This window comes from Aporhodopirellula rubra (genome assembly GCF_014192335.1).
Lineage (GTDB): Bacteria > Planctomycetota > Planctomycetia > Pirellulales > Pirellulaceae > Rhodopirellula > Rhodopirellula rubra.
In genome coordinates this window covers 156,432-171,078 of sequence record NZ_JACHXU010000005.1, presented here as the reverse complement: position 1 = coordinate 171,078, position 14,647 = coordinate 156,432, and the positions used below count along the sequence as shown (strand labels likewise).

General features: G+C 54.0%; 11 protein-coding genes. 2 read left to right on the top strand and 9 right to left on the bottom strand.

The features are described 5' to 3' along the window. Positions 1-5 precede the first annotated feature (5 nt). The 3 genes from FHS27_RS08715 to FHS27_RS08705 form a co-directional block, all read right to left on the bottom strand. Positions 6-593: a hypothetical protein gene (locus FHS27_RS08715; RefSeq protein WP_184304217.1), complete on the bottom strand. Its 588-nt coding sequence runs from the start codon at positions 591-593 to the stop codon at positions 6-8. Positions 594-683: 90 nt separating this feature from the next. Further along, positions 684-1,802 (bottom strand): 4Fe-4S dicluster domain-containing protein, encoded by a 1,119-nt coding sequence (locus FHS27_RS08710; protein ID WP_315854499.1) that lies wholly within the window; start codon positions 1,800-1,802, stop codon positions 684-686. Next, complete coding sequence (locus FHS27_RS08705; RefSeq protein WP_184304214.1) at positions 1,799-2,278, bottom strand: Crp/Fnr family transcriptional regulator; 480 nt, start codon at positions 2,276-2,278, stop codon at positions 1,799-1,801. Before FHS27_RS08705 ends, FHS27_RS08710 begins: the two co-directional genes overlap by 4 nt. Positions 2,279-2,519: 241 nt before the next feature. Here FHS27_RS08705 and FHS27_RS08700 point away from each other — a divergent pair, with 241 nt between their 5' ends. After that, the gene (locus tag FHS27_RS08700; protein ID WP_184304211.1) at positions 2,520-2,987 is read left to right on the top strand and encodes a hypothetical protein; all 468 of its coding nucleotides are present in this window, start codon (positions 2,520-2,522) and stop codon (positions 2,985-2,987) included. Between the two features lie 377 nt (positions 2,988-3,364). Continuing rightward, complete coding sequence (ppsA, locus tag FHS27_RS08695) at positions 3,365-5,794, top strand: phosphoenolpyruvate synthase (protein WP_184304209.1); 2,430 nt, start codon at positions 3,365-3,367, stop codon at positions 5,792-5,794. 219 nt (positions 5,795-6,013) lie between these two features. Here the strand turns inward: ppsA and FHS27_RS08690 are convergent, their stop codons facing one another. From FHS27_RS08690 to FHS27_RS08665, 6 genes are all read right to left on the bottom strand, one after another. Next, positions 6,014-7,024, bottom strand: coding sequence for an Acg family FMN-binding oxidoreductase (locus FHS27_RS08690; protein ID WP_246419315.1), 1,011 nt, complete (start codon positions 7,022-7,024; stop codon positions 6,014-6,016). 369 nt (positions 7,025-7,393) lie between these two features. Then, positions 7,394-9,655, bottom strand: a complete 2,262-nt coding sequence (locus FHS27_RS08685; RefSeq protein ID WP_184304207.1) for an ABC transporter permease — start codon at positions 9,653-9,655, stop codon at positions 7,394-7,396. Further along, entirely contained in the window at positions 9,652-10,788 is a 1,137-nt protein-coding gene (locus FHS27_RS08680; protein WP_184304205.1) for an HlyD family secretion protein, read from the bottom strand. The genes FHS27_RS08685 and FHS27_RS08680 overlap by 4 nt, the downstream gene beginning before the upstream one ends. A 193-nt stretch (positions 10,789-10,981) precedes the next feature. Beyond that, positions 10,982-12,433 (bottom strand): sulfatase family protein, encoded by a 1,452-nt coding sequence (locus tag FHS27_RS08675; protein WP_184304203.1) that lies wholly within the window; start codon positions 12,431-12,433, stop codon positions 10,982-10,984. Positions 12,434-12,634: 201 nt separating this feature from the next. Further along, positions 12,635-13,990, bottom strand: a complete 1,356-nt coding sequence (locus tag FHS27_RS08670; protein ID WP_184304201.1) for a FecR domain-containing protein — start codon at positions 13,988-13,990, stop codon at positions 12,635-12,637. Between the two features lies 1 nt (position 13,991). Continuing rightward, positions 13,992-14,537 carry a sigma factor gene (locus tag FHS27_RS08665; RefSeq protein WP_184304199.1) on the bottom strand — a complete coding sequence of 182 codons (546 nt, stop codon included), beginning with the start codon at positions 14,535-14,537 and terminating at the stop codon, positions 13,992-13,994. Between the last annotated feature and the right edge of the window lie 110 nt (positions 14,538-14,647).

Genomic DNA, 14,647 nt, shown 5'->3' with positions numbered 1-14,647 from the left:
ATCCTCTATCGCATCAACGTTTGCTGCCGCATTGCCGTGGTGATCTGACGAATGATTGCGGCTTCTTTTTTCGATACCTTTCCGAACCCGAAGTGACCGCCCGATGCTTTGGCAACGTGTAGCATTTGGGATTCAGTGAGTTGAATAAGCCGCGATTTCGCAACATCCGACATTGATGCAAAGATCTCGTGTACGTAACGCTTCCAAGCGTCCACGCCGAGCCCCGGTGGCTTCTTCGAGAGCCACTGGGTGAGCAAAATCCACGCCGTGGTGTCTTGGCGAATACCGATCTTCAGTGCTTGGGAGAGCACCTCGGTGCGTTCCTTCGCATCTGCATCGTCTTCGGCCCACGCGACGAGAATCAGTGGGAATAAACGCAGTGCCATCAAGCCATCAGCGGGGATTCCTAGACTACTCAACTCATTCAGCAACACTTCGTCATGCAGACCGGTGCTTCGCAACAATTCGGCTCGACCTTCCTCACTGCTGGCTTCGGTTCGCAGCTTTTGAACGATTCGATCCTCCAGTTCTTCAAAGAACGAACCCAGTTGGGCGCGGCGAGCTAATGTCGAATTCTCGTTGTATTTCGTCATGGTATTCGTCTCCGAGTGGAGGGGGATGGGCGGGCAGATCACTGCGTTGGTGAGCGGTTTCAATGTTTGTTCGGTCTCGTCGCAATCGTTTTACGTTGCATTCGTTTTGCGTATTGCGGCCACTTCTTCGGTGAGATCAATGCCGACGGGACACCATGTGATGCAGCGTCCGCAGCCGACGCAGCCTGTTACCGAAAATTGGTCTTCCCAGGTCGCCAATTTGTGAACGAGCCATTGTCGGTATCGACTGCGAATGTCGTTGCGCACCACGCCACCGGCGGTATGACTGAAGTCAATGTTGAAGCAACTGTCCCACCGGCGAACTCTTTTGACTTCGGTGTTGGCAAGGTTGGATTCGTCTCCTACGGTGGAACAGAAGCAGGTGGGGCAAACCATGGTGCAATTTCCACAGGACAGGCATCGTTCCGCTACGTCGGTCCAGTGAGCATTTTCGAGATTCTTCGCTAGAAGATCGTGAACGCCCTCTTTATCGAAACGTTTGGTTTGTTGGTCGCTCGCGTTGGCAACTTCGGATTCGGCCTCGTTGATCTGGAGGGAGGTTGGCGGTTCGAGGTTGAGTTCGGCCAGTATCGCTTGACCGGAGGCGGATCCGGAGCGGACGATGAATCCGTCGGTAATCTCGGTCAGCAGGAGGTCGAATCCGGAATCGCATTCGGGCCCCGTATTCATCGCACGACAAAAACATGTCGATGCGGCCGTCACACAATTGACGGCCACAATGAAGGCAGCCTTCCGTCGTCGTTGATAGGCGGGATCGACGTACGCGTTCTCTTGAAAAACACGATCTTGAACGGCGATCGCGGCGAGGTCGCATGCGCGAACGCCGAACAATGCATAGCGGGGCGTTGGTTCGTTCGGCGCGTCAAATTCCCAACCGTTGTCGGTCAACTTTGCCGTTCCGATCTCGAGAGACGCAGGAAATAGGAAACGTTTCCAAGAGTCGGGGCTCGAGTTGAACCGAAAGACGGATTGATGGTCATCACGGTGAAGTTCATAGACGGCCGGGGTTTGTTCGTCAGTCCATCCCAGCGGTAATTCTTTGGTTGACTGAATGCTTCTGTAAACGATCGCGTCCTGTTGGATGGTGGGGCCGATGGTTTCGTACCCCTGCTGCCCTAGCAGATCGAGCAGTGTTTGAAGTTCATCGCGTTGCATAAAGCCTTCAGGTTGGTTCACGTTCGTATTCACTCGTTGCTCCCGTTAGGGGAATGAAAGAGATCTAACAATTGCAAACGCGTTGCCAGTAGTCTTTGAGCGAGTTGTGATGCCAGGTGTTCCATCACGCGAAAGCCGATTTCGTGGTTTGCTTGACACAAGTTCCGCAGTTCCTGGATGTCCAACCGCACCAATCGTGTCGGTTCCGCGACTCGCGCTGTCGCGGTCATGCGTCCGCCTGCCAGGAATGCCGACCATGCCAGGATGTCGCCGTGGCCGAGCGTCAACAGAGCCTTCGCGGCGGGGACGCCGGAACTCATTTCGAGTGAAATGCTCCCGTCGAGCAGCCAGTAGATGAACGAGTGTTTGTCGCCTTCGCGGAATACGCGCTCGTCAGCATTGAAACTGACAACGTTGGCGATACTAGCCAATTCGATCTGGTCGGTTTCGGGTAGATCGTTTCCGACTTGCAACTCTCGAAGCATCTGTGGCGTGGCTTTGTCATGCATCAGTAGAACCCTCCACACCTTTGCGTCGCAATCGTCGTTCCATCATCCGTTGGTCACCGCGAAGGCTAAAACGCTCGGTAAATGGTCCGTTTGGGACGTGAGCGTGCGAGCGAATACGCACGTCGTGCTTTTATGCGCATTCAGACGGATAGGTTTGGCTCGTTTGATTGGTGGCACAGGCTTTGCCATCCCATTCATGTCAGAGTTTCCAATCGTCTGATATCTGCCCGGGAGAATTGTCATGCGTCAAATTCAATTGGTTTTAATGGTGGTGTTTCTTGCGTCACCGTTGGCTGCTCAGGATGAGGGCGAGTTTCCTGACGGTGAGATTGTTCCGAGCGAAACGGCGGAGCAACCGCTCGACTTCTGGATGCAAAAGAAACTCGACTATTCCGGAGGCATTTTGCGTGGGCTCTCGATGGGCGACTTTGACCTGATTGAGATGAATGCGAATCAAATGCGATTGCTGAACAAGATCGAAGGGTTTGTTCGCAGTCGGCACGAGGGATACCGCGGACACGTTCGGGCGTTCGAACGCGTCACCGAAGAGTTAATGCGACAAGCACGGAAGGAGAACATCGATGGTGTGACGTTGGCCTATCACCAACTCACGGTCAGTTGTGTTCGGTGTCATCAATCAATCCGGGAATCTGACTTCGACGAACAACGGGCAGTTTCGTCGGAGGGAAAAAACGCCGCAATCCGCTAGCGTTCGCGGTGGCGACGTCGCGAGGGGGCACCGATTTTCGCGGTGCCTTTGGTAGTTCACGAAACGTGCCTTTTCTACGATTGTCGAAAAGCAAATTCGTAAGGGGAGATTTGACATGTCTGATCAACGTTTGCCGCGTTCGCGTCACGAAACGCTGTTTTGGATTGCTGCAGGCATTCTTGCGTTCATCCTCTTCATTGTGTTGATGCAGAATGCAGTTGGTCCTTAGAGAGAGTTTTGGTGCCAGCGAATACTCTCATAGGATTGAGTGATTGATGATTTCCGGCGTTCACTCACTGGTGTGAATTAGGTAAAGAGCACCATCGGGCGTTCTGAAGTTTAGATTGGGTTTAGTTACTTTCACGGGAGTTCTAGCGATGAGCGTTGCGACAGAAAACACCTTGGATCTCGTACGCTGGTTCGACCAAATCAGTATGGACGATGTGGCCGTCGTTGGCGGTAAGAACGCGTCGCTGGGCGAAATGTACCGCGAACTGACGCCCCAGGGAATTCGTGTTCCCAACGGCTTCGCAACCACCGCGCATGGTTATCGCGTCTTCCTACGCGAGTCAGGTTTGGATAAGGAAATTCCTGAGATACTCAGCGGGATCGACGTGGAGGATGTTGGGAATCTGCAGCATCATGCGATGATTATTCGGCACATGATTCTTGATGCGCCGTTGCCTGATTCGCTGAGTCACTCGATCGTGACGGCCTATCACCATCTGTGCGATGCGCACAATCATCAGTTGGCAGATGTTGCTGTCCGAAGCAGCGCGACGGCGGAAGACTTACCAGATGCCAGTTTTGCCGGACAGCAGGAAACGTATCTGAATGTTCGAGGCCAAGCATTCTTGCTCGACGCCTGCCGACGGTGTTACGCATCGCTCTTCACGGATCGTGCCATCTCCTATCGGTATCAGCACGGGTACGACCATATGCAAGTCGCGCTGTCGATTGGTGTGCAGAAAATGGTTCGATCTGATTTGGCAACGTCGGGGGTGATGTTCTCGATTGATACCGAGAGCGGTTTTCGCGACGCAGTGCTAATCAACGCCGCCTATGGATTGGGCGAAAATGTGGTGCAAGGGAGCGTCAACCCAGATGAGTACTACGTGTTCAAGCCAACGTTGCGGCAAGGACGTCGCCCGATTCTCAAAAAGAGTCTCGGTTCGAAATCAATGAAACTGGTTTACGATGTTGGCGGAAGCAAGATGACCAAAAATATCCCCGTGACACCTGAACAATCGGCGAAGTACGCGATCTCGGATGACGATATTTTGCAGCTCGCTCGATGGGCGTGCGCAATCGAAGAGCACTACAGCACGCGTAAAGGCTCCCATTGTCCTATGGACATGGAATGGGCAAAGGATGGTAACACCGGCGAGTTGTTTATCGTGCAGGCGAGGCCGGAAACGGTTCAGTCACGCCGATCCGTTAGCACACTCGAAAGGTTCCATCTGAAGGAACGTGGGAAGTTGTTGCTGACGGGACGCTCGATCGGTGAGAAGATCGCGTCCGGTCCAGTTCGACTGATTCGAGACGTGCATGAATTGGCAATGTTTCAATCGGGTGAAATCTTGGTCACGGACAAAACCGACCCTGATTGGGAACCGATTATGAAAAGGGCCGCCGGAATCGTTACCAATCGTGGCGGTCGCACTTGTCACGCGGCAATCGTCAGTCGTGAACTCGGAGTGCCGGCGATCGTCGGAACTGGCAACGCGACCGATGAACTCAGGTGCGGTGATCTGGTCACGATCAGTTGCGCCGAAGGGGATGCCGGAAATGTTTATGAAGGGATCCTTCCCTTCGAGGTCGAAACGATTGATTTGGGCACGCTCCGGCGCCCGAAGACAAAAATCATGATGAACGTCGCATCGCCCGATGAAGCATTCGCGTTTTCGATGATTCCTCAAGACGGTGTCGGACTAGCACGGGAAGAGTTCATTATCAGCAACTACGTCAAGATTCATCCGCAAGCATTGCTTTGTTTCGATGACCTCGACGAAGTGACTCGTGCCGAGATCGAAAAGGTCACTCGCGGTTACGGCGACAAACCTCAATTCTATGTCGACAAGCTCGCCGAAGGGATCGCGATGATCTGTGCGGCGTTCTATCCGAAGGAAGTGATCGTCCGTTTGAGTGATTTCAAGACGAATGAGTACGCAGGGTTGATCGGAGGGAGAGGTTTTGAACCGACAGAGGCCAACCCAATGATCGGATTTCGCGGGGCGTCACGCTACTATCACCCTCGTTATCAAGAGGCGTTTGGCCTCGAATGTCGGGCGGTTCAGAAGGTTCGGCAGGAAATGGGGCTGGTGAATTTGAAACTGATGATCCCGTTCTGTCGTACGATCGAAGAAGGACAATTGGTGCAACAGGAAATGGCGAAATATGGACTCGTTCGCGGTCAAGATGGACTTGAGATTTATGTCATGTGTGAGATCCCGAGCAACGTCATTCTCGCGGATCAGTTTGCGGAAATCTTCGATGGATTTTCGATCGGATCGAATGACCTGACTCAGTTAACGTTGGGTGTCGATCGCGACTCCGAAATCGTTGCTCATGTGTTCAACGAGCGCGACGAAGCGGTGAAGCGAATGATCCGCAGCGTTATTCGATCCGCAAAAGCAAGCGGAACCAAAATTGGTATCTGTGGCCAAGCCCCGAGTGACTACCCTGACTTTGCACAGTTTCTCGTCGAAGAAGGCATCGATAGCATTTCGCTGACACCGGATGCCGTTTTGAAAACCACCATGCACGTGTTGCATGTGGAAGACGATCTGGTGGCGTCATCGTCTTAGGGCGAGTCGGTTAGTGAACGCAAACGCTAAAAGCGTTCCTCCGTCAACGAACGGGGGAACGTTTTGTTCAATGGCAATTCGGAAGGCAATAGTGACGCCACCCTCGAAAGGACGTCGCGCACTGAAAAGCGAGTATGGCGGTATGGTTGCGGTTTTGACGTGCAGTTATGGAGCTTGATGACACGCCAACCGAAGACGGCGACTGCTGTTCCTGTCTGACTAAATCAGAACATCTTCGATCGCACGGCGAGGTGTCGGTTGGACTTCACGACCATAGCCCCAACGCAACAGGATTTGCGGAAAACCTTCGTTATCGCAATATTCGCCTAATTGCGGACGTAGTGACGAGACTTCGATGGGTTGGTTAAGGAACGATGCTGATAAGCCTCTCGCGGTGCCGAGGAGCAACAACTTCGCGAGTGCTTGTCCGCATGCGATCCAGGCTGCAGGGGTATCCTCTTCGGTGCCAAGAATCGCCAGCAACGGAGAACCCTCCGCCAACTGCTTGTCTTTCGCTGCCTGACCTTCACCCCAGTCAAACGTGCGGACGAGAAGCGGTCCCAGGTAGGAGGCTATGTTGCCAACGCCGTGGGCATATCCTGGCATGCCATCGCGACGGGTGCTTCGATTTGCGTGTACCCATTTCGCGAGTTCACGTCGGAATGCCTTGTCACTGCCTTGGATTCGGTCGCCTTCAATCACGAGATCGGCGATCAGGTGTTTTTGAGTAAACTCGTCAATCAGTTGCAACCAACAGTTCTCGGATTTCGAATCCAAGTACCACTCGTCAAAAATGGATGCGGGGACGGGCTTGGTATCGAAAGGTTTGCGGTTCGTTCGGCGCTGCGAGATCGCGCGAAACTGCTCCAGTTCTTCCTCGCCGGGAGTGTGAGGACCACTGATCCGGAGTTTTGCTAGCAGATCGGGACGAGCTGGATCTGGCAAAATATGGACGAGCGTTGCCAGAGCGTCGCAGTTGAGTGCGAGACGCAATTGATAAAGAGCCGCGCCGCAACTGATTGTCAATTCTCGATCGGTGGGATCGACGACATGTAAGGCACGAGTCCGGTCGGCGAATAGTTCAACGCCATCTCGGACAATATGAAACTTCCATGGTTGTGCGTTGTGTCCTGAAGGAGCCATCACGGCGAACTCGATCGCCAATCGCAGTCGTTTCTTCAGACCGCTGGTGCGTTGCTGCATGGCAGCGCTGTTATAGGTGAGTGTCATCGCATGACTCCCTTTACGTTTGTGTGCTCAAATCGGAAGTTTGATGCGAAGAGTTGCAATGATCATGCCGATCGCAAATTGAGCCTAAAAGTGCGAAGAGAGCATGCGATCGAGGTCGCAGAGCGGGCACCAACGCACGATGTGTGTTATTACGTGCGTGCGGAGCAGGAGGAGCTGTGGCGTATTGGGCCCATTCGATGCAAACTACCTCAATGCCAGCAAATCATACGTTGCCGTGGTTTGTCCACGTTGTGCGGGAACGTTCCGATTAACTGCCGGTGAGAACGGAGCGGCGAAGTTTTTCTCGCAGCGTCCACTCAACCGGTGGTCTTTTCTCGCTGTGTTCAGCCGGCTACACGGTTCTGCCGGCTACACGTGGAGACGTTTCTGAAATCGGAAGACGCTCAGTGCGATGACAAGGATGCCGCAAATCGTTAGTCCGGTGATCCATGGGATAAGATCGATCGTGTCGGCACCACGCAAAACGACACCACGGAGGATTTCGATGTAGTAGGTGGCAGGGATGCTGAACGTGACCAGATAAATCGGCAACGGCATTTCACTGCGAGGGAAGACGAAGCCGGACAACAACACCGATGGCAGCATGATCACAAATGCAAATTGCACTGCCTCGAGTTGTGTTTTTGCGAGTGTGGAGACGAATAATCCCAGTCCGAGCGAACAAACCATGAAAAGCATTGATAATGCAAACAGCAACGTGACACTCCCCCGGATCTCAACATGGAAGATGTAAATCATGACCACAAGGACCGTCAACAATGCAATGAAGCCGACGAGTGCGTAGGGCAAGAGTTTGCCGAGTAGCAATCCGGTGCGTCCGACCGGCGTGACAAACAACTGCTCGAGCGTCCCCAGTTCTCGTTCACGCACGACGGCAAACGAAGTTAAGAAAAGGGTGACCAATTGCAGGATGATTCCGACGAGACCCGGTACGAAGAAGTGCGAACTATCCAGATCGGGATTGTAAAGCATTCGCGTACGCACCTCGATCGGCAGCGACGCGGCGCCCGAGGCGGTTCGCGCGGGCGCGAGTTGTAATGATTCACCTTTGGTGGTCGCCATTTGAATCGATAGGTTGGTCCCGAGCAGTTGAGCGGTGCTTTGTGCCGTGGTCGCGACTTGCGAGTCACTGCCGTCGATTAGTACTTGGAGCGTGGTTTGCTCGCTCCTCAAAATTCGATCGGCATAATTGGGTGGTATCCTCACGCCAACTTTCGCCCGTCCGGATGACAGGGCACGCTGAAAGGATTCTTCGTCCCACACGTGCCCAATCAGTTGGAATCGTCGTGTGTTTTCAAACGCAGCAGTCAATTCGCGGGACAACTGTCGCCCGTCCATATTGAAAACCACCGTTGGAATATGCTCGATTTGGGTATCAATCGCGTAACCGAAAATAATGGTTTGGATCACGGGTACCACAAGCATGAAAAAGAGCGTCGTGGGTTGCCGGCGGATGTGCACCAGTTCTTTGATCAGAATCGCTCCGAGTCCACTCCAGGTGCCACGTCTCGGTTTCTTTTTCCGGGACAAAGACGATGCGATGAGTGATTCAGGTTGAACTGAATCAGATGCGGTGTCGCGGGGAGAGTCCTTCTTTGGGGCATCAGCCTCCGTTGTTTCGCTAGCCTCCGTTTCAACAACGTTCGAACATTGGATCGGCGCCGAATCTTTGTCGCGTTCCTCTGCGTTGCGGGTGAGCGTGACGAACACGTCTTCGAGACTGGGGGCGATCTCGCGCACGTTGGTTTGGAGTGAGAGTCCGAGATCGTCGAGCACACCGGCGGGCGAGCGTGTCGAGTCGAGCAGCAAATGAATCGTTTCACCAAACAGCGTCGCATCGCGAACTGCGGGAAGTGTCCTCATCGCCGAGATATGGCGAGCGGGATTCGGGATTCGAATTTCGTAACGCTTGGTGCCGTTTGGATTGACCTCGGGAAGCTCTTTCAGTTGATGTGGTTTGCCGAGGACCAACAGACGAGACTCGAAAAGATAGCCCACATCACTACAACGTTCCGCTTCATCCATGTAGTGCGTGGTGACAAACAACGTCACACCGCGTCCAGATAACTCGAACAGCAGGTCCCATAGATCTCGACGGGCGACCGGATCAATGCCAGCGGTGGGCTCATCAAGAAATAGGACGTCGGGCTCATGGATTAAAGAACACGCGAGAGCGAGCCGTTGTTTCCATCCGCCCGATAACGTTCCCGCGAGTTGTCCCGTTCGATCGCTGAGTCCGGTGAGGGTGAGCACGGTCGCTCTTCGCTGAGACAAACGTTGGCGTTCAAGCCCATAGATGCGCCCGTAGAAGTCAATGTTTTCCTGGACGGAGAGGTCCGCGTACAAGCTGAACTGCTGCGACATGTAGCCGATGCGTGGTTTGATCCATTCGGCATCCGTGCGAACGTTCATCCCCAAAACGCTAGCATCGCCATTGCTCGGCGGCAGGATGCCGAGCAGCATGCGGATGATGGTCGACTTGCCGCTGCCGTTGGGGCCCAGTAATCCAAATATCGATCCGCGATGGACTTGGAACGAGACGTCTTGGACCGCAGTCAACGGACCGAACGAACGTGAGAGTGATCGGACGTCGATGATGGGCGAGTTCATTCAGCCGTGCCGGTTTGATCCAACCACACGTCCACAGTCATTCCCGGCCGCAATCGGTTTTGGTCGTCGTGAATCGTGATTTTGGTTCGGAAAACCTGTTGGGATCTTTCTTCAGGCGTTTGCACGTTACTAGGGGTGAATTCAGATTGCCTGGCGATGAAGGCAATCGTTCCTTCGAAGATTTCGTTGGGAAAGCTGTCCACACGCAGCGGCAATGTTTGACCGACGTTCATGCCAACGCGATTTTGCGGTAGGTAGGTGCGTACCCAGAGATTTTCGCGATCTAAAATCGAAAGAACGGGGGCTCCTGGTGCGATCATGTCACCGGGTTGCAGATCGAGGGCTTCGACCGTGCCGTCGGTAGGGCACTTAATTTGCAGTTCCTCCTTTTGTTTTCGAATCGCATCGAGTGCCGCTTGGGCGGCGTCCCGAGACGCTTTGGTTCGTTCGATTTCCTCGGCGCGATTACCGTTCTGCATCAACAGCAAAGCCTGCTCGGCTTCCTTGGCTCGAGCGATTGCTTCACGCAGTTCTTCTTCTCGGGTACCTGCTTCCAACAATGCGAGTTCCTGTTGACGGACGGCAACATTGGCCAACGACGCTTCGTAACGTTCTCGGGCGGCATCGAGTTCTTGTTCCGACGTCGCGTTTGATTGGGCGAGTCGGCTCAGGCGTTGTGTTGTTTCCTCGGCGAGTGTTTGTTCCGCCTTGGCGAGCGAGAGACGTGCTCGAGCGGCTTCGATTTCCTGTTGGCGAGGTCCGGCGCGTAGGAGATCGAGGCGTGCTTGGAGTTGGTCGAGCTTTGCTTGGGCTTGACCGATCTCCTCGGGGCGATAGCCAGCGATCACGCGTTGGTAGTCGGCTTCATGAGCTGCGAGTGTCAACTCGAGTTCCGACTCGCGTTCAATCAGGTCGTACGGTTCGAGTTCGACGAGAACCATGCCTGCGTCAACGGATTGCCCTTCCTGAACGTTCACCCGGGCGACCCTGCCACCGATACGCGATCCGAGACGAACCTCGTCGGCTTCGATAAAACCGGAGACATGGATCGGATCGCGATGCCACTTGCTGTACGCGGTCAGTCCTAGCAACAAGCAGACAAATGCAGTTAGAGGAACGATTCGCGTCGTCATGAGCTTGCATCTCGAACGAGGCTTTGAGTCTAAGTTTCTTGAATTGGCTGCTGAATCGAGGCCGGTACGCAGCCCATATGGCTGTCACACGTTCATTTCAGAATACTCGATCGCAATTCCTCGATCGACGGGGACGATGGATAGGAAGACGCGTCATCACGTTATTAAAAATGTTACGGAAGTGTGTGCAGCGTCAGAGCCCTACTCCGGTTCCCTGAACCTGACTTTCATTGTCCCACATGATCTGCCATGGATCTTTGGTTTCGATTTGAAACGCTTTTAACTTCTCTTTTAGCCGGTCGAGCAGTTTTAAATGGGCATCGTCCGTAGCTAGGTTTTTAAGTTCGTGCGGATCCATTTTGAGATCGTAGAGTTCGAACTCAGGCCGAAAGAGATAGTCCTTCACCAACCGGTTGCCGAAATGCGTTTCTTCCGCACGATGGATTCCTTGCCATGTGGAGGACGCCCACAGGTCCGAGGCAAACGGGTAGCTCAATCCGTACGCGATGTTCCAGATCAATTTGTGATCGCCTTCCCGTATGACTCGCATGGGGTAGTACATCGTCAATTCGTGAAAGTTGTGAGCGGCGTAGATTTCATTCCATCCCTTCGGAGATGTTTGACCGAGAATACCGGCAAAGCTGCGACCTTGGAATCGTTTCGAGTCGACGATGGTCCCCGTCATGTCGAGGATTGTCGGTGTGAGATCTGCCCATGTAACCAGGGCATCGTTGACCGTTCCGGATGTTTTCGAACGAGGGTCCTTTACGATGAGTGGAAGATGGATGCCGGGTTCGTATACCGTTGTTTTCGCACCCGGAAAGGCGATGCCGTTATCGGACAGATAGATGACGATGGTGTCGTCGGACTTGCCCGCGTCCGCGATCAAGTCCAGTAGTCGTCCCAATCCCTGATCGATTCGTGAAACCGACTGGTAGTATTGAGCCAACTCTTCACGACACTCCTCGGAGTCTGGTAAGAATGCAGGCACCCGCACGTCAGATGGAGGGTAGGTGACGGTCTCGACACCGGGGTAGCCCTCTGGACGATTGCCGAATGAATTGGGATCGCTCCAAACTGCTGGCGTGAAGGGGTGACCACGATGAGGGTCATCGGGGCAGAAGTAGAGAAAGAACGGCTTTTTCGAGGTGATCGTCTCTTTACAAGCGTCCGCCATCTCGACGGTGCTGCGAGGGTCGACATCGAGGACGGTGTTGAACCGGTAAACCGAATCAGGAGCGAGATGATACTTGCCAATGCGCGTCGTTTGATAACCCTCGTTTTCCAACAGTACCGGGAGTGACTCAACCGAGTCAAACGTACTGAAGTGATGGTAGTCGTGGACGTGGCCGTACGATCCGGTCGCGTGTCCGTACTGTCCGGTCAGGATGACGCTCCGACTCGCGGCGCAGCTCGCACTCGTGCAATAGGCCCGAGTAAAACGAACACCGTCCGTCGCCAATTGGTCCATATGCGGTGTCTGGATTACCGGATTGCCATAGCATCCCAACGCATCGAGACCGTGGTCATCGGTAACGAAAAGTACCACATTGGGGCGTGTTGGTTTGGTGTCAGCAGCGGCGAGTGTGCCTGTTGAGGTTAGGCTCGATAAAACCAGAAGAGTCAGTGTGAGGACTTGTCGCATGATCGAATTTCAAGGGTGAGAAGACACGCTGCTGAAAACAACTCATCTTATCAGAAACCCGATCGGGAGTTGCTTTACCAAAGCGGCCTTTGGAGGGAGATTGACCGTGAAAACGGGTCGAAGTTGGCGCGTTGATCGGGAGGTCTTATGTCATCGCTGGCGGTCAGGCTGTTGAAACGTAAGTGAGTCGGGGCGATTGGGCTACTCGTCAAAAGTAAACTCCAGCAACGGGCCGACCGATTCGGGGTGATAGTCGCTTGCGAAGGCGTGAGTCAGGCCGGCAACGTTGCCTTCGATTTGTGAAGTGAGACGGATCAAGAGAAACGTCACCGACCGGTCGGATCGCTCTTTCACAAAATTCAAGAGCTCCTCGTTCGCGATTCCAAATGTTCCACGCTGGGTGCTGCGAGGGATTTCGAAGGTGCCTAGCAACACGCCGTCGTCGGGAGCGGGGGCATCTTCCCAGGTACCACCGATTTGCCAATTTTGTTTCGCGTCATTCGTCATCCCATAAACACCGAACCGATTGATTTCTGGTAGACGCGATGCAAAGCCGCGAACACTCGGAACGAGATTCAATCGGAGGCGAGCTTCTTTGGCAGAATCCAGATTGACGGTTGAGAGATCGAATGCGAAAAACGATCGATAGTCCCACTTTTCACGTCGATGATGTTTGACGCTCAGTATCTCGCGGTCGATAAACTTGTGCCGCTTGTTGTTAGGAAGTACCGAATCGGATCGTCCGTTTGTTCCCACGCGAGTGATGAGAGGACTGCTCGGCATGCCCGTATCGATAACCTCCTGTGTTCCCGTTACGAACGAACTGTCCTGAATGGTTGCAACCTCTCCTTCATCGACCAACCGAATCTCCCGGCCGGTCGTCGGTTGATGGACCGCGATTTCACCTTCGACGAGTTCAAAGTCGGATTGCTGTTTCGTCGGATCCACTCGGACGGCAAAACGGGTGCCGTAGTCCACGGCGTAACCATCGGGGGTTTCCAATATGAATCCATATGCCGATTCAGGCACATCGACGACTGCGGCGCCAGAAGCAAGCTTACCTCGCATTGGCGTAACCAAGAGCAATTCTGCCGGGGCTTCCAGCAGGACTTCAGCACCGGAGCGAAATCGGATGGTGGCAACGCCGGCTCGCAAGTTCATGGTGCCCGCTGCGAGATGCGAGCCTGGTGTGGTCGGCAGAGTGCTCTCCCACGCCGCGGCTTCGCTCGACACCAGCGTGGCAATTGTGGCTGTCCCCGTAGTGCTTGGCTGCAACCCAATGACGACGAGGAGGATCGCCGCTAATGCTGCTAGCGCCATGGGAACTAACCAATGAGAATTGTTCCGATTGACTTGTGGTGACTGCCCGACGCCGAACGATTGTGGTTCGGTGCCACGTTCGATCGCGATCTCTCGCAGCCCAGCATCGAGCGTGGCGGCCTTCACGAACCGAGCACGGAATTCCGGATCGTTCGTCAGTCGCTGATCGAGTTCTCGGACCTCGTCGGCATTGACACGTCCGAGAAGATAGCGATGCATGAGTGTGGATGGATCCATCTTAGGTCATCTCCTGCTGCAGTTTGACTTCAACGCATTCGCTCAATTTCTCTCGGAGACGCCCAATCAGTTTGTACAAGGCGTTTGCCGTTTTGCCCGCTTGTTCGGCAGTCCGTTTCACTTCGCCGTCACCGGCATAGGGTGCGAGAAGCAGTGTTTGGTGCGAGTCAGAGAATCGTTGCATGCAAGCATCCAGCGCGGCTCTCGAGTCAAGGAGCGTTTGCTGAGACAACGGTTCCGCTTCGTCGGCAATCAACCTGAGAACCTCCTCGCTGAGGATCGGGCGATGACGTCGGTTGGCCGCCGCGACCGCGAAGCACTTAAAACGTAAGATCACTTTGGCCCACGGGAGGAAACCGTCCACGGTATGAAGTTGGTCAAACTTTTCCAGCATTGTCACACTGGCTTCTTGCAGGGCGTCGTCGACCGATCCCCAATCGGGAAGGATGGCCCGTGCGTACGTTCGAAGGGCGGTTTCGTGGCTAAGAAACAGCGGCATGAAATCAGCTAAGGTCGGTGATGCCGGTGAGGGTTCGGAATGTTCCATGGTGTCTTATCTGATCAGTTGCCGGAACCTGCCACGGTTTGTGGGAAAGGAAGCATACTTTCGGAGAAAAAAACGGTCACTCGTCTATGGATTTTGCTCGGTCGTGTGAA